Annotated in this window: 21 protein-coding genes; 12 read left to right on the top strand and 9 right to left on the bottom strand. The window is 38.6% G+C overall.

Annotated elements, in window-relative coordinates; genetic code table 11:
* The first annotated feature begins 22 nt into the window (after window positions 1–22).
* The 3 genes from NG78_RS04955 to NG78_RS04965 all read left to right on the top strand — a co-directional run bounded on the left by NG78_RS04955 (window position 23) and on the right by NG78_RS04965 (window position 3,271).
* A complete protein-coding gene (locus NG78_RS04955; protein WP_004133934.1) occupies window positions 23–1,498 on the top strand; it encodes an aggregation-promoting factor C-terminal-like domain-containing protein in 1,476 nt (491 codons plus the stop codon).
* A gap of 70 nt (window positions 1,499–1,568) precedes the next feature.
* Window positions 1,569–2,474, top strand: a complete 906-nt coding sequence (gene rsmA, locus NG78_RS04960) for a 16S rRNA (adenine(1518)-N(6)/adenine(1519)-N(6))-dimethyltransferase RsmA (RefSeq protein WP_004133932.1) — start codon at window positions 1,569–1,571, stop codon at window positions 2,472–2,474.
* A gap of 170 nt (window positions 2,475–2,644) precedes the next feature.
* Window positions 2,645–3,271, top strand: a complete 627-nt coding sequence (locus tag NG78_RS04965; protein ID WP_004133930.1) for a LytR C-terminal domain-containing protein — start codon at window positions 2,645–2,647, stop codon at window positions 3,269–3,271.
* A gap of 1 nt (window position 3,272) precedes the next feature.
* Here the strand turns inward: NG78_RS04965 and NG78_RS04970 are convergent, their stop codons facing one another.
* On the bottom strand, window positions 3,273–4,745 hold the full coding sequence (locus NG78_RS04970; protein WP_047923033.1) for a CCA tRNA nucleotidyltransferase: 1,473 nt from the start codon (window positions 4,743–4,745) through the stop codon (window positions 3,273–3,275).
* A gap of 42 nt (window positions 4,746–4,787) precedes the next feature.
* On the opposite strand from NG78_RS04970, the gene NG78_RS04975 reads away from it, so the two are divergent.
* The 5 genes from NG78_RS04975 to trxB all read left to right on the top strand — a co-directional run bounded on the left by NG78_RS04975 (window position 4,788) and on the right by trxB (window position 13,196).
* Window positions 4,788–5,564: an NUDIX hydrolase gene (locus NG78_RS04975; RefSeq protein WP_004133924.1), complete on the top strand. Its 777-nt coding sequence runs from the start codon at window positions 4,788–4,790 to the stop codon at window positions 5,562–5,564.
* A gap of 55 nt (window positions 5,565–5,619) precedes the next feature.
* Window positions 5,620–7,986, top strand: coding sequence for a DUF6049 family protein (locus tag NG78_RS04980; RefSeq protein WP_004133923.1), 2,367 nt, complete (start codon window positions 5,620–5,622; stop codon window positions 7,984–7,986).
* On the top strand, window positions 7,983–9,776 hold the full coding sequence (gene murJ, locus NG78_RS0105800) for a murein biosynthesis integral membrane protein MurJ (protein ID WP_032837652.1): 1,794 nt from the start codon (window positions 7,983–7,985) through the stop codon (window positions 9,774–9,776). The genes NG78_RS04980 and murJ overlap by 4 nt, the downstream gene beginning before the upstream one ends.
* 171 nt (window positions 9,777–9,947) lie before the next feature.
* Complete coding sequence (locus NG78_RS0105795) at window positions 9,948–12,179, top strand: protein kinase family protein (protein WP_032837651.1); 2,232 nt, start codon at window positions 9,948–9,950, stop codon at window positions 12,177–12,179.
* Between the two features lie 75 nt (window positions 12,180–12,254).
* The gene (trxB, locus tag NG78_RS04985; RefSeq protein ID WP_004133921.1) at window positions 12,255–13,196 is read left to right on the top strand and encodes a thioredoxin-disulfide reductase; all 942 of its coding nucleotides are present in this window, start codon (window positions 12,255–12,257) and stop codon (window positions 13,194–13,196) included.
* On the opposite strand, the gene NG78_RS04990 is transcribed toward trxB, so the two are convergent.
* The 8 genes from NG78_RS04990 to rpmH all read right to left on the bottom strand — a co-directional run bounded on the left by NG78_RS04990 (window position 13,177) and on the right by rpmH (window position 19,961).
* Window positions 13,177–14,532 (bottom strand): ParB/RepB/Spo0J family partition protein, encoded by a 1,356-nt coding sequence (locus tag NG78_RS04990; protein ID WP_004133919.1) that lies wholly within the window; start codon window positions 14,530–14,532, stop codon window positions 13,177–13,179. The genes trxB and NG78_RS04990 overlap by 20 nt on opposite strands.
* 21 nt (window positions 14,533–14,553) lie before the next feature.
* On the bottom strand, window positions 14,554–15,501 hold the full coding sequence (locus NG78_RS04995; protein WP_004133917.1) for a ParA family protein: 948 nt from the start codon (window positions 15,499–15,501) through the stop codon (window positions 14,554–14,556).
* Window positions 15,502–16,337: 836 nt separating this feature from the next.
* Complete coding sequence (rsmG, locus tag NG78_RS05000; protein WP_004133914.1) at window positions 16,338–17,048, bottom strand: 16S rRNA (guanine(527)-N(7))-methyltransferase RsmG; 711 nt, start codon at window positions 17,046–17,048, stop codon at window positions 16,338–16,340.
* 190 nt (window positions 17,049–17,238) lie between these two features.
* Window positions 17,239–17,799 (bottom strand): Jag family protein, encoded by a 561-nt coding sequence (locus tag NG78_RS05005; protein ID WP_004133911.1) that lies wholly within the window; start codon window positions 17,797–17,799, stop codon window positions 17,239–17,241.
* 135 nt (window positions 17,800–17,934) lie between these two features.
* A complete protein-coding gene (gene yidC, locus NG78_RS05010) occupies window positions 17,935–18,948 on the bottom strand; it encodes a membrane protein insertase YidC (protein ID WP_004133910.1) in 1,014 nt (337 codons plus the stop codon).
* Window positions 18,948–19,268, bottom strand: a complete 321-nt coding sequence (gene yidD / locus NG78_RS05955) for a membrane protein insertion efficiency factor YidD (protein WP_004133909.1) — start codon at window positions 19,266–19,268, stop codon at window positions 18,948–18,950. Before yidD ends, yidC begins: the two co-directional genes overlap by 1 nt.
* A gap of 42 nt (window positions 19,269–19,310) precedes the next feature.
* Window positions 19,311–19,805: a ribonuclease P protein component gene (gene rnpA / locus NG78_RS05015; RefSeq protein ID WP_004133908.1), complete on the bottom strand. Its 495-nt coding sequence runs from the start codon at window positions 19,803–19,805 to the stop codon at window positions 19,311–19,313.
* Between the two features lie 21 nt (window positions 19,806–19,826).
* Entirely contained in the window at window positions 19,827–19,961 is a 135-nt protein-coding gene (gene rpmH, locus NG78_RS05020; RefSeq protein WP_004114029.1) for a 50S ribosomal protein L34, read from the bottom strand.
* Window positions 19,962–20,382: 421 nt separating this feature from the next.
* Here rpmH and dnaA point away from each other — a divergent pair, with 421 nt between their 5' ends.
* The 4 genes from dnaA (at window position 20,383) to NG78_RS05040 (ending at window position 25,358) form a co-directional block, all read left to right on the top strand.
* Window positions 20,383–22,005: a chromosomal replication initiator protein DnaA gene (gene dnaA, locus NG78_RS05025; protein WP_413422419.1), complete on the top strand. Its 1,623-nt coding sequence runs from the start codon at window positions 20,383–20,385 to the stop codon at window positions 22,003–22,005.
* A gap of 433 nt (window positions 22,006–22,438) precedes the next feature.
* The gene (gene dnaN, locus NG78_RS05030; protein ID WP_004133906.1) at window positions 22,439–23,563 is read left to right on the top strand and encodes a DNA polymerase III subunit beta; all 1,125 of its coding nucleotides are present in this window, start codon (window positions 22,439–22,441) and stop codon (window positions 23,561–23,563) included.
* Window positions 23,564–23,671: 108 nt separating this feature from the next.
* Window positions 23,672–24,880, top strand: coding sequence for a DNA replication/repair protein RecF (gene recF, locus NG78_RS05035; protein WP_004133904.1), 1,209 nt, complete (start codon window positions 23,672–23,674; stop codon window positions 24,878–24,880).
* 16 nt (window positions 24,881–24,896) lie between these two features.
* Window positions 24,897–25,358 (top strand): DciA family protein, encoded by a 462-nt coding sequence (locus tag NG78_RS05040; protein ID WP_004133902.1) that lies wholly within the window; start codon window positions 24,897–24,899, stop codon window positions 25,356–25,358.
* Window positions 25,359–25,534 lie beyond the last annotated feature (176 nt).

Here is a 25,534-nt window from a genome sequence, read left to right as displayed (position 1 = left end):
TTACAGTGAATGGAGTGATTACATGGCACGTCGATGGACGCCTCGACGCCTGATTATAATGCGGCGCTCTCGTATTATTTCATGCGTCTTGTCTCTATCTATTGCTGCAATAAGCATTTTTGCATTTACATCTCAGAAAGCAGTAGCTTTAGTTGTAAATGGCAAAGCAACCATTGTTAACACTTATGCCACAACTTCTGCTCGCCTGCTACAAGAGCAGCATGTGCCTGTAAAAACACACGATCAGGTTATATCTTCTTCCGGCGATATTCTTTCAAATCACGCTACCGTTACTGTGCGAAGCGCGTATCAAACTTCTATTACTGTAGACGGCGTTACTATACCATTTTGGACAGTTGCAACCAGCGTTGATCAGCTTATTGGATTCTTTAAAGCAAACGCTAAAAACGCTAAACGAATTACCGTAAATTTGCAAAATATTTACGATAAACTCACCTGCGGGTTAGCAATTAATAAAAAAGGCCCAATAACTGTTATTGCGGATGGAAAATCTCGGATTGCTCCGGACGGAAGCTTACCTGCAAGCGCTATTCTTGACGCGCAAGGAATTGTATTAGGAAAAGAAGATCGAGTTAGCGTTGAAGATGACGAAGGTAATACTGTTTTGCGTATTTCCAGAGTCACGCATGGTAAAGAAACTAGAACAGTTTCATTGCCTTTTGCTACACAAACCGTAATCGACACTAAGCTTCCAGCAAATTCTCGAGTTGTGCAACAAGCTGGCGTTAATGGCGAGCGCGAAGACGTATATAACGTAACTTATGTTGATGGCAAAGCTGAAAGCTCTACTCTCGTTTCGCAAAATGTATTAAAGCCTGCTATTAATCAGGTTATTGCTGTTGGAAAAGCAGCTCCAATTCAGCCGAAGCCTGTTAACAAACCAAAGCCTGCTGCTAAGCCTGCGCCAAAGTCGGAGCCAAAGCAGGAGCCAAAATCTGAATCTCAAGCGTCTAAAACTAAGAATACAAATTCTCAAAACCAGCAGCCTTCAAAACAAGGCCAGGAGCAATCACAAGCAAAACAGGGAAACGACACACAAAAGTCTACGCAAGATGCTGCAGCGCAATCGCAGGAAAATCAGCAAGCTCAATCACAAACGCAACCTGCTGCTCCGGAATCAAATCCTCCCGCTCCTGCTCCTGAGTCAAACCCAAATAGCCTTGTTCACGCTACACCAGAGCAGGCAAAGCTTTTTGCGCAAGGAGCTGCGGCACAAATGGGCTGGACTGGAAAACAGTGGGAAGATCTTGTTTGGCTGTGGAATAGGGAATCTGGATGGCGTTGGAATGCGGAAAATCCAAGCTCGCACGCTTATGGCATTCCTCAAGCTCTTCCTGGAGATAAGATGAGTAGCGCTGGAGCAAACTGGCATGAAGATGCTGCAGTGCAGATTAGCTGGGGAATTAGCTACATAAAGGGAAGATACAAAGATCCTAGCGGGGCCGTACGTCATTCGCACGAGGTTGGCTGGTACTAAATTAGACACTCATCCTATTTTAAGTTAAAAACTATAGATTAAAACTTTATTATTTTAATCAGCACACATATTGGGCGGTACAGCATTGACAGAAATCAACACTGAAACTGAAGGCCAGCTTTTAGGAGCAGCAGATATTCGACGTATTGCTGCAGAAGAAGGCATTACTCCTACCAAAAAGTTTGGTCAAAATTTCGTTATTGATCCTGGTACAGTGCGAAAAATAGTAGCGGCAGCTGAAGTTAAATCTGGCGATACCGTTATGGAGGTAGGACCTGGTCTTGGTTCTCTTACTCTTGCAATACTGCAAACTGGAGCTAATCTTACAGCTGTAGAAATAGACCCACCTCTTGCACGCCGCCTTCCTAACACTGTTGAAGAATTTATGCCAAACGCTTCTAAACGTTTTAACGTTATCTTAAAAGATGCTTTGGCTGTAACTGCAGACGACGTTCCGCAACTTTCAAAAGCAGATAAGTTTACACTTGTTGCAAATCTTCCATACAATGTTGCAACACCAATTGTGCTTACTTTACTTGAAAAATTTAGTAATTTACAGCATTTTTTGGTTATGGTTCAAAAAGAAGTAGCAGATCGACTATGCGCTCAGCCAGGAAATAAAGTGTATGGAACACCTAGCGTAAAACTTGCTTGGTATGGTCAATCTCAGCGAGCGGGTCTTATTGGGCGTAACGTTTTTTGGCCAGCACCAAATGTTGATTCTGCACTAGTATCTTTCACTCGCCATTGCAAAAATAAGGGAGATAATAGCGAGCGCGAAGGTGTGTTTACTTTAATTGACGCAGCTTTTCAGCAAAGACGAAAAACCTTACACGCGGCTCTTAAACATCTAGTTAGTGACGAAGCGTACGAAAAAGCTAATATAGATCCTACAAGACGCGGAGAAACGCTTACATGCGACGACTTTATTGCGTTGTATCGCGCTTGTAAAACTTTAGAGTTGCATCAAAAATAGCTTTTTATTCGAAATTTAAAATAACAATTTCACTAAAGAACAGTTTGCTAACAAACGCTTATACGCGTAAAAATCAAGTCATACATAGTCAGTAAAATGCGATTTATATTACGCTTTGCAGATTAAGAAAATTGCTGCAAACAAAATAAACTTACAGATCGGAAGTGAACATGACGCAAGAATACGACGAACGTATTGCTCGTAAGGCTTTCATGTATCAAAAGAAGCGATCTGTTATTACTACTGTTAGCATAGCTTTGGCAGTTACGTTTGTATTCGCGCTGTTAATACAATTTCATGTTTTTGGGATTAATTCAATAGTTGCACCAAAAGATAATCCTAATTTCGGCATAACAGCACCATGCGCGACCAAAGGCAAAGAAGGCTCTAAAACTCCTTATGTTGATAATCGTGCTGTGTCAATTCGAGTATTAAACGGTACGAAATTCCGCGGCTTGGCAAGAGCAGTAGGAGAAGCATTAAATGCTCGAGGTTTTAATCTTACAGAAGTAAATAATAACAAAACAAGTAATGTTAAAAGAACAACTATTTATTTCGGTAAGAACGCTATTAATGAAGCATACACAGTAAATTCTAATTTTGCTGATGCTGTTATGCGCATGGACGATCGCCAAGATAAGCTCGTAGATATTGTTCTTGGCTCGACTTTTAATAATCTTCGTCCAAAAGTTGATGTTCCAGCTGCAGGAGCCGCAATACGAGAAGTCCCTGGATGCGTTAAAGCAAAAGATATGAAGGAACTTCCTAAAGCAGATTCACATAAAGCTGTTAAATAATCTACTTTTTATACGTTTCTTCGTACCAGCGCTGTAATTCTGCAACAGCTATATCGTGAGCTACAGGCCCGTTATCAAGACGGTAATCAAGCATATGTTTATAAGCTTCACCAACTATTGGCCCTGGCTGTAAATCAAGCAGTTTCATGATTTCATTTCCGTCAACATCTGGACGAATAGCATTAAAATCTTCCTGCTTTTTCAATTCGCGCACGCGCTGTTCCATTTCGTCCATTGCGTGCTCAAACATCAAAGATTTACGACGGTTCTGCGTAGTTGCATCAGCTCTAGTAAGTCGATTCAAACGCTCATACAAGTGCCCTGAATCCTTAACGTAACGTCGTACTGCAGAATCAGTCCAAGGTTCGTCAACATAACCGTGAAAACGCAGGTGCAGATTTACTAATTCGCTTACATCTTCAATAAGATGATGGTCAAAATGCAATTCCTTCAAACGCTTACGCGTCATTTTTGCACCAACTACATCATGATGGTGAAAACTGACTTTGCCACCATCTTCAAACTTTCTAGTACGAGGCTTGCCTATATCGTGCAACAAGGCTGCTAGTCGCAAAGTTAAATCAGGGGATGGCACAGGGCCTTCATCATCGGTTTCTAGGGCAATAGCGCGCTCAAGAACCATCATTGTGTGCTCAAAAACGTCTTTATGACGATGATGCTCATCAATTTCAAGCTGTAAAGCTGGAATTTCTGGCAAGACTCGCTTTGCAATACCAGACTCAACAAGCGCTTCCAAACCTTTACGCGGACGGTCCGAAAGAAGAAGTTTAGTAATTTCGTCACGAATACGCTCAGCTGAAACAATATCAAGGCGATCTACCATGTCTACAATTGCTTCAGCAGTATTAGTTTCGATAGTAAACCCAAGTTGTGCAACGAAACGAACCGCACGCATCATTCGCAAAGGATCATCATCAAAGGATTGACGAGGATCAACAGGTGTTCTCAACACGCCTTTAGCTAAATCACTAGCACCACCAAACGGATCTACAAATTCCAAATCTGGAACACGCAAAGCCATGGCATTAACTGTGAAATCTCTTCTAGAAAGATCGCCCTCAAGAGTATCCCCATATTGCACTTCAGGTTTACGAGAATCAGGATCGTACGCGTCTGAACGGTATGTAGTAATTTCAACTTTTACTTCCGTTCCATCCGGGCGTCGACGCACAGCACCCAAAGTGCCAAATTTGCGACCCATATCCCAAAAACCGTCATGTCCCCAACGTCTTAAAATGGGTTCAAATTCTTCTGGACGAGCAGAAGTGCAGAAATCAAGATCATGCGACACGCGATGCAACAACATATCGCGCACAGGTCCACCAACTAATGCAAGTTCATAATCGTGTTCAGCGAAAAGTCGCCCCAACTCTATAGCTTCAGGCCAAACTTTGAAGTTCTCAGTCACCCTTACCGACACCCTTTCAGCAAAAATTAATCTATATTCCAGCATACAGTTACCCCAATGCACAGCGGATTGAGTAAGGTGGAGTGTATGGTTACTCCTGCAGATTTACGACGTATGCTCGCCAAGCTTGCGGATAATCATGCCCAAAATCAGTCTGCGCCTTCAATAACGCCTCTTGATTTATCTAAAATTCATAGTAAAAAATCTTTAGAATCAAACGAAGAAAAATCTCAGATTTTCGTTGATATTCCAATCTTTTCAGAGCTTGAGCAAGAGTCTCAAGAAGTGGTTGAAGATGAGGATATTCTTCAAAAAACTTCAATAATCCCTGGAGCATCTCCGGCTATTATGCCACAGCGTAGACTAGCAGATACGCCTGCTACTTTTGCCTCTTTATACGCTCAAGATTTGCCAATTATTCGTGAATATTCCGCAGGTGGACTCGTATTTGACACACTCGGGCGTGTCGCAATTATTGCTCGACATTCCAGAAGCGGACACCTTGAATGGTGTCTACCAAAAGGCCATATTGAGAAGGGTGAAACACCTCAAGAAACTGCTGTTCGTGAAATTCATGAAGAAACTGGAATTATAGGCGAAGTGGTTGATTCAATTGCCACAATAGACTATTGGTTTACAGGAACAACTCATCGAGTTCATAAATTAGTTCATCATTTTGCGTTACGCTACGTAGGCGGCGATCTTTCTGTATTGGGAGATCCAGATCATGAAGCAGAAGATGCAATATGGGTAAATTTCAAAGAACTGAGCGCGATTTTAAGTTATCCAAATGAACGTAAAGTTGCATGGCTTTACGCAAAAAAAGCAAACAGGCGGTCTCACAGTGACGAATCTCACGCGTAAGAACCATATAGCGCACGAAGCGCACAATTTAACATGTCACAAAACATGTTTTTACATGCGTAATTTACTGCAATCCGCGCGAGCTTTGTGCTTAAAAGTTTTGCATTTTACTATTATTTTTATTACGTCTCTTGCCATTATTCTTGCAATAACTAATATGCAATGCGCAAAATATGTGGGATTGTTGAATACGGCAAACGCGGTTACGTCTAATACGACTTTAGAAGATGAACCCGGTAAAAACACTAAGAAAAAAGAGAACGATTACGAAAATCCTCACATAAAGGGAATCGATCTTAATATTCTTCAATCTACGCCGGTTGTGACCGATAAAAGCGGCTACCATCTTACTGCAACAGTTAAAGCTACAACAGAAGCACTTCCGGAAGGCCTTTTGCAACTTTCTATTAATTCCAACTACACTTTTGTTTCACGAACAGATTTGCAAAATTGGGCTCAAGGAGAATCTCTTATACCAACTCCGCAAATACTTGGCTCAATAAAAATTGGCGAGATTGCAGCAGGAAAAACTTCAACATTCCACTTTGATATACCATCAGACTCTCAAGAACTTAAATCTATTTGGCATTGGGGTCCAAAACCTTTAAAAATCACGTATTTTTCTAAGGATTCTTCACGATATAAATCTATTCGTTCCTTCTTAACAAGATCGAACGCAGGCTTTAATGTGCCTGAATCTCCAGCAATAAAACTTACGGCAGTTATGCCAATTCTTGCAAATAAGCAACATGTTTTAAAAGATAATTTCACAAGCACAAATAGTAGAGTTGTATCGAATTTGCAAGCAAACAAGCAAGATACGCACTATGTGCTTGAGCAGGCAGATTTAGTTAGCAAGCATAACAAATTACAGACTATTGCCGATATAAATACGCTTCAAGCAGCTCGATTATTATTTGTTCCTAACGCTTTTATGCAAAAATCAGGTTTTGATATTAGCGCTTATGCAGATGATCACAATCGCAAAATGTATCGTTCTGCTGGCATTAATGAAAGCACATGGTCTGCTAAAAATTCAAGAATTCCACAAAATTCAAAAATTCCACAATCTTCACAAATAGCTGAAACTTCTAGCTCCTACGATCATCCTCATGAAACGAAGCAGATTGCGAAGGTTGACAACGGATCACAAAATACATACGCTTGGCAGACTCGAGGAAAATGGACACTTTCAGCGCTTGAGCTTGCAAAACGCAACGGTTATAACACTGTTATTTCCACAGATGAATTTGATTCTACAGCTTCACAATTTGCTATTAGCAACGGCATATACGATGTTGAAACTCCAGCAGGAAACGTACGCGTATTATCTGCTCAATCTGTGCTAACAATGCTGGCAAACGGCAAGGCAACAAACTCTACAGCTCTTAGCGAGCGCACTCAAGCCGGTCGAATAAATCGTTTAGTTGCACAAAGCGCGTTCTACCAAATGGAACAACCTTACGTAGACCGCAATATTCTTATTACTTTTTCTAACAAAACAGATGTAAAAAATATTGATGGCGTTATGAGCGCATTGGAACAATCGCCTTGGCTGCAACTAAGCGACTTAAATACAATGGCAAAAATTAAGCAGGAAAAGCTGCCTTCCTGGAAAAATAATAATCTTATGCACTCAATGCCTCACAGTAGCGCAATTAGTGTAGCTTCAGCCAAAGAAAGACGATTAGAATTAAAGAATCTTATTATCTACAGGCAAAAAGTTTCGCGTTTTGTTAAAAATATTCTTAATTACAAGCAGGATACGAAATTACGCAATACTGAAGGCGACGCTCAAGCTCTAGCTAAACAGGCTGCTAAAGCAAAAAATAAGATTAGCGCTAAAGATTGGGGATTGTATTTATTACGCTTATACGACGATATTGCGTTGCAAGAATTAACAAATAAAACAAGCAGTCTTCCGCTTAAAACAAAAAAATCCGCAAATCGTAAACAACAAAAAACAGCTTATAACGAAAATAGCACAGCGAAATACTTTGTAAATAAGCTACTTTCTGGGATTCATATAATCCCTCCAAAAGATATTACTGCAGTTAGTGAAACGGCAAGCATACCGATTACTATCAGCAATACTTACGCTTATCCAGTAAAAGTGTATTTATCTGCAGATACGCACGTTATGGAAATTGTTACTCGCAGAAAGACTTTAGTAAAAGTTCCAGCAAATAGCGAAGTGCAAGTTACTTTACCTTTGAGAATTACGACTTCTCTTCACACTAAAGCTACTTTCGTTTTGGAAGATGATCAGCATCAAGCATTTTCCGCCACTGAACACACGCTTATTACGAGTACTCTGCAAATTAGTGATAAAAGCGGTACGATTATTATAATATTTGCTTTCATGCTTGGTCTTCTTGGACTTTGGAGGCAATTTAACCGTAAGAAGGATTCAGACGAATGAGCTCAGTAGGTAGAAATTCCGTTATTATGGCTAGCGGAACAGCCGCATCTAGAATTACAGGGCAAATACGTACTATTCTGCTAGCTGCAGCACTTGGAACCACGGGACTTGCTGCAAACGCGTATCAAGCTGGATCTATGATTCCTCAGCTTATTTACACTCTTGTTTCAGGTGGAATTTTTAACGCCGTGCTTGTTCCGCAAATTGTTCGCACGCTCGAAAAGAAGAATGCAGAAGAGCGCTTAAATAAGCTTATTACTTTTGCTATTGGTTTACTTCTTGCAGTTACAATTCTTATGGCTGCAGCAACGCCTGTACTCACAATGCTTTACGCGGGCGGAAGCCAGGAAATGCAAACGCTTACTTGTGCTTTTACGCTATGGTGCATGCCACAAATCTTCTTCTACGGCTTATACACCGTATTAGGGCAAGTTCTTGCCGCTAAGGGCCGTTTTGCAATGTATGCGTGGAGTTCTGTAGCTGCGAATATTATTAGTTGCCTAGGTTTTGGCGTCTTCATTTTTATTTTTGGAAAAGCTAATAGAGAGCCTCTGAGTTTCTGGAACGGAAATACTCTTCTTCTTACAGCAGGTTTTTGGACTCTTGGCGTTGCCGCTCAAGCTTTAGTTCTATTCTGGCCGCTAATGAAAAGCGGAATACACTACCGACCAAGTTTTGGTATACGAGATATTGGCTTACGCTCAATGGGCCCTGTTGCAGCGTGGAGCATGGGCATTGTTGTTGTTACGCAAATAGTTGTTATGATTACTACGCATATAACAACAAGCGTCCCATTTGTTGCAGAACAGCGTTTAGGATTAGACCAGTTTGAGGTAGCTGGTAATGCCACCTACCAAAATGCTTACACAATGTTTTTGCTCCCTTATTCACTAGTTGCAGTATCTGTAGCAACAGCTATTTTCCCTAAAATTTCGCTGGCTATTGCAAATCATGATTTAAATGACGCACGCAAAGATTTAAGCGAAGCGCTTAGGCACGTAAGTTTAATAATGTGCTTCTTTACGGTTATTTTTATTGTTATACCAACGCCTATTTCGTTAGCTTTGATTCCGTCTATAAGTTTGCAAGAAGCTAATCTTATGGCTGCTCCTCTTACAATGCTTGCATTTGGATTACCACTTACAAGTAGCTACTTGATTATTCAACGCACGTTCTTTGCGTTTGAAGATGGCAAAAGCCCGTTTATTTTTGCTTTTGCTCAGCTTTTTACTGAGATTATTGCGTTTGTATCTTGTGTTAATTTGCTGCCTCCTACATGCTGGGTAACAGCTTTAGGAGCTTGTGTTTCAATAAGTTACTTCCTAACTTTCCCATCTCTTGTTCACATGCTGCGAAATCGTTTTAACAAGGATTTAGACGAAAAAAGACTTATAACCACGCATGTAAAAATTGTTGCGTCTGCACTAATTTCTATTTTTATAGGTCTTGTTGTACGAGAACCTCTTTTACAAGTTTTTACTATTAATTCTCCACATTTGCACGGAGTGTTGAGGTGGCTTAACGCTTTACTTGTTTGCGCAATTACAACAATTATTATTGCGATTATTTATCTTGCGGTACTTCTTCTTTTGAAAACTAGCGAACTTATTGATTTATCTTCACCAATAATTAGCAAACTTTCTAAGAAAATTCCTGTGCTTATTCCTCTTGCAAAGATTTTTGAAGACACTGCTCGCAAACAATCTGAGAAAAAGCAAGCTAATCGTACTGCACGAGTAGTTCGATCCGGTAAGCTGCCAAATAAGAAAACAGACAAGCATAATTTGTAATATTTCTATTTACAATCAAACTTTATTATGTAATTCTTTAGTTGTTTTAGAAATTATTACAATATCGACAAAATTACTGTACATAAGTTGTCATTTCATAAGTACAATTAGATTGTAGTTAAAAAAATGTTGTCATTGTTTATTGCGCACGCGTAGGAAGATGAGTAGCAAATGGAACCTCGGCTCGGAGATATTGTACTAAACCGATACGTTTTAGTATCGCTTTTGCGCAATGAGGCTGGACTACAAGTATGGCAGGCGAACGACCGCATACTTACTCAAGATTGCCAACTATTTATTGTGCGCGATTCTCGTTTTTTGCCAGAAGTTAATACGATTGCTTCTACTTTGGCGTTATCTCGCAGCACTAAATTCACTCAGGTTTTGCAGCTTCAACATCATGATTCGATTGCTCTTATTGTTACAGCTCTCGATCGCGGTATTACAATTAGCGATTATTTAGCTAAAAAAGAAACCCCATTAAGCTACGAAGCTATAAGAACAATTGTTGCCGAAACAGCTCAAGCATTAAGCAAGCTTCTTTCCAATAACATAACTCATCATGCTGTTTCAAGCGACACTGTACGTATTACTCCTAACGGCATTGAACTTGCAGATACTGCTGTAAGCCCGCTTTTAGAAGACATAACTAAATCGCAAAATAGCGAAGAAAATGCAGCAAGCGAAAGCATAGAACACGCTGCTACTCGTCAACTTGCTTCTTTACTTTATGCTCTTCTTACTAGAACTTCTTCGCGCGTACAAGCGAATTTTGACGCTTCTATGCTTGCAAATGATACTCCTTCAGAATTTAGGATGATTTGCACACGAAGCTTAGATGCTAACGAGAATAATCATATAGTTCCTATGGCTTCTATTGCTGAGTTAATGGCGCTTTTAGGCTCATACACGCCTGTTTCTAAGCTTTCCAATAAAGATATTGAGTTTAGCAATAAAACAAGTGTTGCATCTATTAGTAATGCTCGTTTACTTAGTGCACAAGATGATGTAATTCTTCCTTTGCCAGAAGGTTTAACACAAAGTGAAGAACAGTTTGACGCTCAGTTTATGCAGCAAGCAAATGAGCAAAATGCTAATTCTCTTAATTTGCAAGACTCGTCCAACAATTCTGGATCTGCCGCAAATAGTGGAGCTGCGAAGATTAGTAGCAGTTTTAAAAATGCTGGCAGAACACTTGGCTCGCTTCTTAAGCGAAATAATGCTAATTCTGCCAACAAAAACATTGATGATGATTTTGACGAAGATACAAACACCAATACTGACATTGATTTTCACGATATTGCAGCTGCAGAAATGGCAAGTATTCTTGCTCCTACAGATTTAGATACTGATGACGCTATTTTCCCAACTTTATCTGCATCATATAAGCATTTTCCTGAATCTGCTACTTCTCGAAATGTTCTTGATCGTGCTAATAATTCTCGCAATCAAAGTCAAAGAGATGATTTAACCGAAACTGGTGTTGCTTCTAGCTTTGATTTTGAACATTTACTTGCAGAAAATGCTCAGCATACAGAGCTTATGTCAAGACCGCAAAGCTTAACTTCAGAGGCTGAATCTACTGGTCGCGTACCAGTAGTCGATACCCGAGGTAGGTTTATTGCGCCTGGCGAAGAATCTGCGCGAGCACTGCAGGATGAAATTAATAATAATCAGGCCGAAGATGCTCTTAAAACAAGCTCCCCTTCATTGCCGCCTAGCTTCCAGCCTCGCGAGAAATCTGCTGATTTACACAGTAAAAATAAGAATAATCCAAATGGTACAGATGCCATTGCTAATGCAAAAATATGGTTAGGCCTTTCAACAAAAGTTATTGCAATTGGCGCCGTATGCTTACTTCTTATTATTGGATTAGTTTTAGCAATACATGGTTTATTTGGAACGCATGAAAGCCAAGACAGTCTTAGCAATAATGGTTCATGGGATAGTACAACCGTTGAAAATGTGCCTTTTGGAAGCCAGGGAGTGCTGCCACAAGAAAAGCAGCAGGCAAAGAAGCACATAGGAAGAAAACAGGTAAAGGCTGTTCCAAAACCTAAAATTCCTACGAACACTGTTGCATATAAGGCAGATCGCTATCAGTTCCTTAGCTTCCCTGCCCAACAACCTGGATACGGCTACTACATTCACTTAACAGAGCCTCAAACTGTGTATCGTTTTGTTATTTCAATACGAACCTCAGGCGGACACGCTTTCTTGCTGGCAAATACAAAAGATGATCCTAGAGAAGGCACACAACTTGCAGAATTTACGTTTGACGAAAGCGGAACAACTGATGTGAAGCTTAAAAAGATTGTAAAATCGCAAGACTTTATGCTTTGGGTTCCAAAGGATACTATGCCTAAGAACAGTCTTTACATTAATTCTGTAAAGCTTTACTAATTTTGCAATAGTCAAATAAATATAAATAATTAACCAAATAAACCCCTGTGAATAACAAGTAAGGATAAATAACGAATGGAAAATAAAATTCACAAAGTTATTATTATTGGATCCGGACCTGCTGGATATACTGCTGCAATATATTTGGGTCGCGCCGGATACAATCCACTTGTTATAGCTGGAGCTTTAACCCCTGGCGGCCAATTAGTTAATACTACAGAGGTAGAAAATTATCCAGGATTCCCAGAAGGCATTTTGGGACCAGATTTAATGGATGCAATGCAAAAGCAGGCCGAAAAATTTGGTGCTGAAGTCATTTTAAGCGACGTTACTTCTGTAGACTTTAACAGCCCTGTAAAGCGCGTTACAACCGAAGATGGTATAACTTATGAGGCGGAGGCTGTTATTGTTTCTACGGGCTCTACAGTGCGCAAATTGGGCGTGCCTGGTGAACAGGAATACTCTGGGCGAGGAGTTTCATATTGTGCAACCTGCGATGGATTCTTCTTCCGCGGCAAACCAATTACGGTAGTTGGCGGCGGGGATTCCGCATTCGAAGAAGCACAATTCCTTTCTCGATTTGGATCTTCTGTGACTTTAATTCATAGACGCAGCGAGTTTCGCGCTTCTAAAATTATGGTTGATCGCGCAAAAGAGAACGAAAAAATTAGTTTCATACTTAACAGTGTTGTAGAAGAAGTGCACGGCAACAGCAAGGAAGCAACATCGTTAACTCTTAGAAATGTTGTTACAGGAGAAACGCAAGAAATTGAGTCTTCAGGATTATTCGTTGCAATAGGGCATACTCCCGCAACAAAGTTCCTTAATGGCGCATTAAGACTAAATGAAGACGGAACCATTGCGGTTGACGGCGCTTCAACTAGAACCTCCGTAGACGGAGTTTTTGCTGCAGGAGATGTTGTAGACAGCGTGTACCGACAGGCTATTTCTGCAGCCGGCATGGGGTGCAGAGCAGCTCTTGACGCGCAGGCGTATCTTAATGAGAAAGAAGATTAACAATACGCTTCATTTCTTCCGGAGATGAGAACACTATTTCAATTCTTCCGTGGTTCTGCGTGCCTTTAATAGCAACTTTCGTAGCAAAACGCTCCTCAAGCTGCTGACGAATAGGCGAAGAAGACCAGTAGTTATTTCTCCTAGCGCGCGTACGGGTCACACCGTTAGCAGGATGCTCTGTTTTTAATGAAACAATTTCCTCAGTACTTCTAACAGACAATCCTTCAGAAATAATACGATTAGCAAGCTCCTCCATATCTTCCGGCTTTTCTAATCCAAGCAATGCGCGAGCATGACCTGCAGAAAGAACTCCGGAAGCAACATGCTTTTGAACACTAGCAGGCAAATTAAGAAGCCTTAAAGTATTGGCAATTTGTGGACGAGACTTTGACACAGATTTAGAAAGTTGGATTTGTGTCAATCCAAAATCGTCAATCATTTGAGAATAAGCGGCAGCCTCTTCCAAAGGATTCAAAGCTACACGGTGAAGATTTTCAAGAAGTGCATCGCGCAACATATTTTCATCAGCCGTGGTTCTAACAATTGCTGGCACTGTGTCAAGTTGCGCAATTTGAGAAGCTCTCCAACGACGCTCGCCCATAATAAGTTCGTAATGTGCAATTTCTTTATTATTCTTATCAGCGTCTTTAATTGGTCTAACAACTATAGGTTGAAGCACGCCGACTTCTTTAATTGAAGATGCAAGCTCACGCAATTCATCTTCGTCAAAAATAGTTCTAGGCTGATGCGCATTAGGAACAATATCAAGAGGCTTCAAATAATCTAAATAACCGCCTTTAATTGGCTTTAATTGTTGATTTTCTGCGCCTTTTTCAAGATTATTAGACTCAGCATTTTTTTGCTTATCTAGCTTGAAATTAGGTGAAGTTGAGTCAGAGAAGAAGAAGTCAATTGGGCGAGTTACATCTCCAAGAGATGGCATTGCAGAACGTTTATGAGCATGCTTTCCAACATGCTTTTCACCTTGTTCACTACCCTGCAATGATGGTACAGTTTCACGTGAAACATTCTTTATTTTATTGCTATCTATATTTGCGTGTGGCGAAATAGAATTTATCATGCTAGGGACTTTTGTTTCATGTGAAACACTTTTTTCGCTATTGCTGTCTTTTTTTACAGTTTCACGTGAAACATGTTCTGTGTTTTTGTTCTGCTTTTCTAAAGAATTCTTTTTTTGCAAATCATTTTCGGAAGATGTTTCATGTGAAACACTATCTTGCAATTTTATAGATGAATCAACAAGAGCATCTTCGCCAGGCAAAGCTGGGAACAATGCGCCTAAGCCTTTGCCTAAACGAGACTTACTTACACTCATTATTATCTCCTCTTGTTATTCCTATTTATTATTCTCTTGTTTTTCCGCAATAACAGATAATACAGTTTTAGATCGTTTAGCAATTTCTAGTGCTGCTTCACGATACGATATTGCGCCAGCTCCATGAGGATCATAAGTTATTACGCTTTGATTAAAGCTAGGAGCCTCAGGTATTTTTACAGTGCGAGGGATAGTCGTTTCAAGCACAATATTCGGATAATGTTTTTTAACTTCTTGAAAAACTTCACGCCCTAATAGTGTGCGCTTATCAAACATTGTTACCAGCATAGTCGAAACAGTTAAAATAGGATTGTAATGCTGTTGCACCAATCCAATTGTTCTAATAAGCTGACCTAAACCTTCCAAAGCATAATATTCTGCTTGAATAGGAATAAGCATTTCCTGTGCTGCGCACATAGCGTTAATAACCAACAAACCGAGTGAAGGAGGGCAATCTATAAACACATAATCGTAAGGCTCTTCACAATTATTAAGATAATCAGAAAGAGCATTCTTTAATAGATTGTTGCGATTATCCATTTCGGCAAGCTCTAATTCAGCACCGCTTAAATCAATAGATGCGGGGACTACATCAAGACCTTCAATATCCGGACAAGATCTTTTTACTTCAGCAATAGTTTTACGACCTTCAATAACATCGTAAACTGATAAATCTCCAGAAGAATGCGGAGCATTTAACGCAGTAGACGCATTGCCTTGCGGATCCATATCAATTAGTAGCACATGAGATCCGCCGACTGCCATAGCTGCAGCAAGATTAACAGCAGAACTTGTTTTACCAACACCGCCTTTTTGATTTGCAACTGCAATAAAACGAGTTTTTTCTGGCTTAGGATACTTCACTTTTTCGAGGGCACGAAAGCGCGATGTTAAATTTGCTAATTCAATACCTAAGGAAGATTTTGAATCTCCAAAAATGCGTTGAATCGTTTCTTCAGCTGATTCCACGACAATCACCCCCGCATAGTAATGAAAATGCCTAAAAAATACGATACGTTTATTAAGTTTCCTTGTTTCTATGGACATAAAAAACTAAAATCACGTAATGTTTCACATGAAACATCAACACCTTATTCCATAACTAGCTACGTATTTTTCTAATCATAAAACACTAACATCCGTGCCGATGCCCACACCACACCAAACTAACTCTCAACCACCAAAGTAACGCTCGCGCGGATAACGCGCTCGCTTACGAAACTCGCGTTGGAAGTCCACTGGACTTCCAACCTAAGCGAGTTTCCGCATTGAAATGCCTACGCGCGCTACGCATTGAGCGCTCCGGCAAGTCAATGCGCAGCTTAATTGTGTGACTTTAGCGTACGAATACCAGTGCGGTGAGATTTGAGATTTTTTGCATTGCTTGAATGCTTGCATGCTTCTGTAGCTTTGCATCAATGCTCTGCTGACGCTGCTAATGTAGCTTTGCACCAGTGCTTTGCTAACGTTGATTCCTGTTGATTAGCGCACACTAACATTCATGCTGCCGCACATGTCACACCAATCACTCTTTCCTACCACACCAAAAAAACGGTGGGTGAATTTACGAGTGAGAGATAGGAATTGCTTGGTCGAGCAATATAAAAGCGGAGCGATAGTAATATCTTTTTGATGAATAACTATTTTTGAAAGAAAGTAAGTAAAAAACTAAACTTAACTATGCAACCTTTAAGTCTAAATAAGGTATAAGAGCGTAGCGCTGCGAGACAAGTAATTCCTATCTCTCGCAGCCACATCTCATAACCACAGTAAACACGCACGCAAACACAAATTTTAATTAAAAATCAAGCCTTATCGATTAATACGACTGTAGTCGGCTGCAAACCAGACGCAACTGGCGCTTCAAGAATTCGAGGATTTGCGCCACCAGCTTTGCGAATCATTTTTGCAGCTTTTTCTACTTCTGCTTTAGCAGACTTACCTTTTAAGGCGACTAAACTTCCATGCGCTCTTAATAAAGGAATAGTCCATCCGGCCAATTTTGTCATAGGAGCTACAGCTCTGCACGTTACTACATCAAACGCAGGAATTTCATGTGATTTAATTTTTTCAATAACTTCGTCTGATCTGCCGTGAAATATAGTAACGTTTTTTAACCCCATAAGCGCAATACACTCGCGCAACCAATCCACGCGACGCTCCATTGGTTCAATTAATGTAACGTCATAGTCAGGTAAACAAGCAGCTAAAACTAAACCAGGAAATCCTCCGCCGCTGCCAACATCAGCAACTCTTTTTTGCTTACTTTTTTCCGCAACTTTGCGAACAAAAGGCACAACTGCTGCAGAATTTAATATGTGACGCTCCCATAAAATTCCCATGTCTCGAGGGCCAACAAGTCCTCGTAGCAAACCTTCTCTTTGCAGTTTCACGTGAAACATGGAACATTGAGGGAGTGCGCTACCAAGAACGTCATTTAGTAATGGAGAATTTTCTAATTCATCAATCACAGGCTGAGTGTTTTCTGCCATCTGAGTAGATTGATTATCGGCCATTTTCCCCACACTTATTCGTATCTTGATATTTTCAAAATATCTAAATCTATTAAAATATAAAGTAACATAACTAAACATTTTTTGTTCAAAAATGTTACTTTATGCTGTTTTATAAACACTTTCTTCTAAATGCTTTTTCAAAACTTACATTTAAAAAGCAATAGAATGTTTTAAAATGCAACCTTTAAAATTATTCCTCTACATATTCGTCATCAGAAGAAAGTGCATCATTCATATCATCAACCACATCTTCATCAGACCTAGCAGGCAAATAAACAGTAACATAGCGATGTGGTTCTTCACCGTGGGAGCGAGAACGCAAACCCTCATCTCGAACAGTGTCATGAATAACCTTGCGTTCAAAGGAATTCATTGGCTTCAAATCTACAGATTCACCAGTTTCGCGAACTTCATCAACCGCATCCAAAGCAATATCGCGCAAATGCTGACGCTTACGCTTCAAAAAACCATCAACATCGACAATAAGATGGGAACGATCACCAGTTTTTTGCTGAACCGCAAGCCTGCTTAACTGTTGCAAAGCATCAACAACTTCGCCTTCACGACCGATTAAATGCTTAATATCAGTGTCATCATCTGCAACAATCTGAATCATTGGACGATTATTGCGAATGCCCATCTCAATATCGCCTTCATAATCAGCAATATCAAGCAAACCTTCTAAATAATCGGCAGCAATATCAGCTTCTTCGTTGAGCTGGTCAACCGTCTTCTTATCGTCTTGTACCATTACTTACTCCTTATCGTGACTTAAAAATTCACGTTGCAAAATTCTGAAGTCTAGTTTAGCGGATAATAAAGCCAAATAAATAATTTTTAAAGAGTTATTTTCTTACCTTTATTAAGCGCTTAACATATTTAATTACTACTTTTTTGATACTTTACGCTTGCGCTGTGGCTGCTTACGCTGGAATCCTTCATTTTCCCTGCGTTCAGCCTCTTCGCGAGCTTTCTGAAGATTTTCTTCTTCAATAGAAGGCAAACCTTCACGCTTTCTGCGCTCTGTTTCTTTTTTGTAATCTCGCTTCTCTTTCTCTTCAGCTGCAGGAGAGCCAGGAGTTGGGAAAGCATATACCTGCCAAATAGAGCGAAGCATATTCATAATGTTGTTAACCAACCAATAAACAAGCATTGCAAACGGAAGCGCAAAAGCAGAGAAAACATAAATCAGCGGGAAGCCCCACATCATAAGCTTTTGCATTGTATATTGGCTGCCTTGCTTAGACTCTGGAGGAAGATTTTTACGAATATTGTTAAATTGCATATACCACATTGCTGCACACATAAGTACAACAAAGATTACGATTACGATTTTGCCCGTTAGTTCGACCGTCATAAATGTGTCTGCAACACCTACTCCAAATACGTGAGTTTTTATAAACTGTTGAGCTGTTGCAGTATCAAAAGCGCCAAGAGCAGCATGCTTTCCGCGAGCAATAAAAGGAATAACCGAAAGCGTGTACCAAATGCTCATAAATGCAGGACCTTGAATCATCATAGGCAAGCAACTTCCTGCAGGATTTGCATTGTTATCCTGATACAGCTTCATCATTTCTCGCTGCATTGCTTCCTTGCTTGCAGCGTCGCTTTTGCCCTTATATTTTTGCTGAATTTTCTTCATTTTAGGCGCAATAGCCTGCATGTTACGCATACCTTTAATGCTTTTAATAAAAGCAGGGAATATGCACGCGTGCACAACAATCACAAGGAAAACGATTGAAAGAACCCAAGAGAATCCAATTTCGTTCATACCAATAAGAACTAGGAACTTATGACACAAAGACATTACCTGAGTCATAAGCCATTCAATTGGGGTAAGAATCTTATAGAACCATCCTAAGAATCCATTATCAAGTAAGAAGTGATCTTGATTAAACATTAGTTTTCCTTGTCTTCTTCAGCCAAGGGAGTTAGCCGTGGCTCTTCATGCGCTTTAGACCAAGCACAACGATAAAAGATTGAATATTTACGTGGCACATCATCAATACTGCAGCTGGTCCATGGTCTGCAGCGAAGTAGCCTCAATACTGCAAGAATACCACCTTTAAATGCACCATAGCGAGAAACAGCTTCTATAGCATATCTAGAACATGTGGGGTAGTACCTGCAGCAAGCTGGTCTATTTGCAGAAATTTTTTTCTGATACCAGCGTATGGCGCAAATTATTCCGCGAGCAATATAGCTTTTCTTGCTACGCATCATAATAGTCACCATACCTTTATTAAAAATCAGTTATTTCTGTCAATTATTTTTAACTGCTTCGTGAAAATCATGTTCATGCACAGTTTTTAATAATTCACTAATTTTAGCAAAAAGTTTTTCTATCTGCCTATGCAGCGAATCAAATGAGGATTCTGCTGCAGTAGGTTTTGCACGCAACACAACATCACAGCCATAAGGTAGTAATGATTCACAATCTTTAGCAATAACCCTAAGTCTGCGCTTCACTTTATTGCGAATTACAGCTTTACCTACCGATTTAGATACAGCAAGACCTAACCTCTTGGCATCCTCACTATTTTGAGAAGGCATTAAGGTATCAGAAAATGCCGCGGGAATACTATTTCCAAAACCCGTGGCAATATAATCTAAAACTGCACTTCTATCTTCGTTAGGTGTGTTCTTAAGGGCTGTATCGTCACGCATCACATAATGCGCGACGATATCTCGCGAACTCACTTTGCGTCGCTTCTTTAGAACCGCAACAAAATCGCGGTGGCTTTTCAGCCTTTCCATGTTTTACGACGCTACCTTAACTCAGGCAGACAGTGTCTTGCGACCCTTGGCACGACGACGATTGATTACGGCGCGGCCAGCACGCGTACGCATACGAACGCGGAAGCCGTGCTTCATGTGACGACGACGGTTATTTGGCTGGAATGTCCTCTTCATAAATATGCTCCTGTATTCAACCATGCAAAAGCATGGCCCCGTATGAGTCAAGCTCTACTAAAATACTCTTACCCCTCACCAATAGTCAAAACTCCATATTTTTTGAGCATTTTATTTAACTTGTTTAAATGCGCTAAAAAATATTTTGTTCACATTTTTATCACATTTTATTATTTATTAAAAACGTTGGAAAATAGCCAAAATCTCAACACTAACTTATCCACAAATTACACACATGTTATTCACAATTGAGCAATTTCAACACGCTAGACGGTGGATAACTTCGTAGGGTCAGAGTAAACATGATTTACTGACACTTTGAAAACACGTGCGCGCGAAGTTGGAAAAAGCTACGCACTAATCACAGGTTGGGGGTGAAATGGCTGATACATTAGGCGAACCTAAATCGGAAGCTGAATCAATTTGGTCTAATACGCTTACTGTCTTGCAGCATAATGCCCTTTTAACCGCTAGGGATAAGGGTTGGTTTGAAGGTGTAACGCCGGAAGCAATCTTTGGAACAACTATTGTTTTGTGTGTGTCAAATGCGGAAGCACAGCAGGCTTTGCAAAATGAGCTTAATTCACCACTTTTAACAGCTCTAAAAATTTGCACAGGCAAAGACATGTTCCCTGCTTTTAAAATTGTTCCTAACTCTAATGTTCAGAACAATTCTGTAGCAAATGGAGCATCTGAATCATCTCAGCAAAACAATCGTGCAGCTAATTTAAATAATAATATTTCAACTGCAGCTGTTCCTCCTGTTGTTACTGTTCCAAGCCAAGATTCTGAAAATTTGTTATCAAAATCTTCTAACCTTACTTCGCCTGAATTTGTTAATGAAATAGTTAATAATAAAAAAATTTCAGCAAATTCTACTTTGCAACCAGATTTTGATAATGCTACTGGATTATCAACTCTTAAACAAACACAAATTTCTTCGCCTTCAGCACAATCTGCACAACAAACTGTTTCTGTGCAGAGAGATGCGATTACGCATTTAAATACTTGCGCAACGTTTGACACATTCGTTCCGGGAGATTCAAATCGTTTTGCAAGAACGGTAGCACTTGCTGTTGCCGAAGGATCCGGACGTGATTTTAATCCTTTATGTATTTATGGCGGATCTGGCCTTGGTAAAACTCATTTGCTTAATGCAATTGGCAATTACGCTTTAGTAAAAGACACTTCACTTAAAGTTCGTTATGTTACTAGCGAGGAATTTACTAACGAATTTATTGAAGCTCTTCAAACACCTAATCAAAGTCAAGGTCAAATAGCTGAGTTTAATAGGCGTTATCGCGAAGTTGATGTTCTTCTTATTGACGACATCCAATTTTTGGGTGGAAAAGAAGCAACTCTTGAACAATTCTTCCATACTTTTAATTCCTTATACCAGGCAAATAAGCGAATAGTTATTGCTTCTGATGTTGCTCCAAAAAATCTTAAAGGCTTTGAAGCTCGTTTAATTTCCAGATTTGAATCTGGTCTTACCGTAGACATTAAGCCGCCAGATTTGGAAACGCGTATTGCAATTTTAAGAATGATGGCTTCAATGAATCACTGCAATGTTCCAAGCGACGTGCTTGATTTAATTGCAGAAAGATTTACTGAAAATATTCGAGAACTTGAAGGTGCTTTAACTCGTGTTACAGCTGTAGCATCCTTAAGTAATCAGCCTGTTAGTAAAGCTTTGGCAGAACAAGCTTTACAAGACTTTTTTGCAACAGATATTGAAGTTCGTCCAACTGACATTATTAGTCAAGTTGCTCAATACTTCCATATGACATTTGACGAACTTGTTGGTCGTCAACGTACAAAAAATGTTGCTCTTGCGCGTCAAATTGCTATGTATCTTGCTCGAGAGATGACAAGTATGAGCTTGGTTGATATTGGCGAAGTTTTTGGCGGCCGAGATCATACAACTGTAATGCACGCTTATACTCGTGTAAGCGGAGAAATGCAGGAAAAGCAGGAAATTTACAATTACGTTATGGAATTAACGGTTAGATTAAAGCAAAATCCTGCAGATCATAGGAATTAAAAAATAACTTTTCCACTGTTTTATAAAGATTTGTTTATAATTTTTTCTAAAGTTATCCACATACTTAATAACAAATGTGGGTAAAACCTGAGTATAACTCGTGGAAAACGCCGTTTTTAAATGTTAATAAGTCGTGTATAAGAGTCTTAAAAATGTTAATACATCAAAAAATAGCTTTTAGTGTGGATAACTCCGCAAGTTATACACATTATTGTTAGACACTTATTAACAATCTTTCAATGTTAATAACCTATAAATTGCGCGCCTAAATAAGAGTTTTCCACATATACACAGCTTTTATTATGACTACTATCTTATTTAATTATTTATTAATAGCATTTATAAATCTTCTCTGCCTTATAAATTTTAAAGACTACAGATATGTGCACTAATACTGTAGAATGATTGCAGACTTTAAACGAAAAGAGGAAGCATGAAAGTAGAAGTCAACTCTGCATCATTTGCTGATGCTGTAGCTTGGACTACACGCGTTATAGATTCTAGGCCTGCAAATCCTATTCTTGCAGGTTTAAAAATTGAAGCAACAAATGGAACACTGCAACTTTCTGCCTTCAACTATCAAATTTCTAGCCTAAACCATATTGAAGCTGGCGTTGATGAAGAAGGTAGTGTACTTGTATTAGGCAAATTAATGGCTGATATTACAAAGTCACTTCCTACAGAAAATACTTATTTAAGTTCAGAAAATAATTTACTTACTATTACTTCTGGAAAGTCAACATTTACTCTTCAACTTATGCCTTTAGGAGAATATCCTGATTTACCTGCTCTTCCTAATAAGCTGGGTCAAGTTGACGCCCCAACATTTATTCAAGCAGTTAACCAGGCTTCTGTTTCTATTTCTAGAGAAGAAAATAGGCCAGTTTTAACAGGTATTCGAATGCAGTTTGAAGATGACACTGTTACTATGACTTCAACTGATAGATTCCGTTTATCTCGTTCTACTTTTAAGTGGACTCCAGAAAATGAAAATACTAATTCTGTAACTCTTGTTCGTGGTACTTTATTACGAGATATTGCTCGCTCTTTTGATGATCATCAGAACGTTATTATTGATTTTGATGAAAAAGAGCCAACACTATTAGGTTTTGAAAATTCTGGTAGAAATAGTACTTCACAACTTATTGATGGCGAATTTCCTTCTGTAGATAGGCTTTTTGTTGATGACTATCCAATTCACGCTGTTATAAATAGGCAAGATTTAATTAATTCTATTAAACGCGTTTCTTTGGTAGCAGAAAAGAATGCTCCTATTAGAATGACTTTTGCAAATCAAGAATTAACTTTAAGTGCTGGTGCTGCTGACGAATCTCAAGCAAAAGAAGTTCTTGACATTGATATGGATGGTGAAGAAATTACGGTTGCCTTTAATCCTTTATATTTGATTGAAGGTTTAAGTGCAATTACTGAACCATTCGTTCACATGAAAATGGCAACTGCAGTAAAACCTGTTGAATTTAATGGTCAACAAGAATCAGACGGTGACGAATCTATGAATTACCGTTATTTGCTTGTTCCTATGCGTTTTAATAATTAGTTTTTAATATTAATTGTGATATTACATTTTGTTGCAGCATCTTTTTACTGTAGAATGTAATATCACAATTTTTTATGTTTTATTTTTAAAAGAAAGGGTAATAAAGAAATGTATATTTCGAGAATTGCCCTTGATACTTTTCGTTCTTGGAATCATATAATTTTTGATTGCAAACCAGGAATTAATATTATTTACGGCAACAATGGTCTTGGTAAAACAAATATTGTTGAATCTCTTGAATTTGTTGGTACTGGAATAAGTCATCGTACATCTTCAACATTGCCTCTTATAAGAAGAGGATATGAAAAATCCACTATAAGAATAAATACGTGTAAAAATGATGAAGAAACAACTTATGAAGTTAATATTTTTTTAAAAGGAACAAATAGAGCTCGTATTAATAACGGAAAATCACTTTATATGAGAGATATTCTAGGCTATTTACCAGTAGTTTCTTTTACGCCTAGTGATCAATTACTTATTTCTGGAGATCCAACTGTTAGACGTACTTTTATAGATCAGGCAGGATTATTACTATTACCAAACTATTCTCAAATTTTGCAAAATTTTAGGCATATTTCTAAACAGCGTGCTGCATTATTAAAAAGTATTAGAGAATTGTCAAATAATAATCAACCAATTTCATTATCTGGTTTAGAAATTTGGACTGGTAAATTTATTGAATCTGGAATTATTCTTACAAAAGCTAGACAAGAAGTAGCAAATATTCTTAATAAATATTTTAATAAAATTATTAAATATCTTACTAATAGTGAAGAGTATGCTGAACTAAAATATAATCCTTCTTTTCAAGAAGTAGTTGAAGAAGAAACAGAAGAGGAAAATAACGTTTTTAATCTAATAAGTGAACATTTTCAACGCATTTATGAGGGTGAACTAGCTAGAGGATGTAATCTTATAGGACCTCATAGAGATGATATCGATTTTATGCTTGATAAAATGTTGGCAAAAGATTTTGCTTCTAATGGAGAATCTTGGACGCTTGCAATAGCCGCAAAAATGGCATTATGCAATGCTTTAGAAGAAAAAAATAATGAAAAACCTATTATTATTTTGGATGATGTCTTTGCTCAACTAGATGAAAATAGGCGTAAACAAATCTTGAATTTTGTAGAAAATCAAAATCAGGTTTTTATTACAACATCTTCTCTTAGTGACATACCAAAAAATAGTATTGTTCAAAAAGATAATTTAATAAATATTGAAGATTTATTAAGTCAACAAAATAGTGCTAATAATACTTATGAAGAACATAACAGTATTTTGAAAAGTATATTAGAACAAAGAACTGCTTAAATTCAGAGGATTATTTATGATTCCTGTTTATAAAATACTTAAGTTAGACACAAGAAAATTACCTGCTCTTATTTTTGAACCGATTAATATAAAAGCTGAAAGAGAAAATAATCGTTCTGTAAGAGCAGATAAAGCTTGGGAAAATTTTGGCAAACCAGGTAGAGATCCTAGAACTTTTTGCGGTATTTTACAATCTTTTGCTTCTAATAATAATTGGAATAAGCAACTTAATATAGCAAAATTACGTAGTTCTTGGAATGAAGTAGTTGGTGAAAATATTGCAAATCATTGTGAAATAAGTCAAGTTATAAATGAAGTGCTTATTATTAGAGCACAATCTGCTGTATGGGCTACTCAACTTTCTTATTTGCTTCCTCAATTAAAAGAAAAAATTAATAATAATCTTTCGAATATTAAAATTAGAGAAATTAAAGTTATAGGTCCTACTACAACCGGATTAGGTTCTTGGAGAAGGTAATTTTTTAACTTATAAATATTATAATTTCAAAAAAATAGTAAAAAGGCCTCTCATTAACGAGAGGCAATATTATATGTATAGAATGTCATGTAATATAGTTGAAGCGCTAGAATCCCCTTTTATGTGCTTTCTGGCATATGTTGGCTCTGTAAAAGCCTTGTAATATGAGGCAAATT

The organism is Gardnerella greenwoodii 00703Dmash (assembly GCF_000263635.1).
Taxonomy (GTDB): domain Bacteria; phylum Actinomycetota; class Actinomycetes; order Actinomycetales; family Bifidobacteriaceae; genus Bifidobacterium; species Bifidobacterium greenwoodii.
The sequence above is the reverse complement of the archived record's forward strand: the minus strand, read 5'-3'. Positions and strand labels throughout refer to the sequence as shown.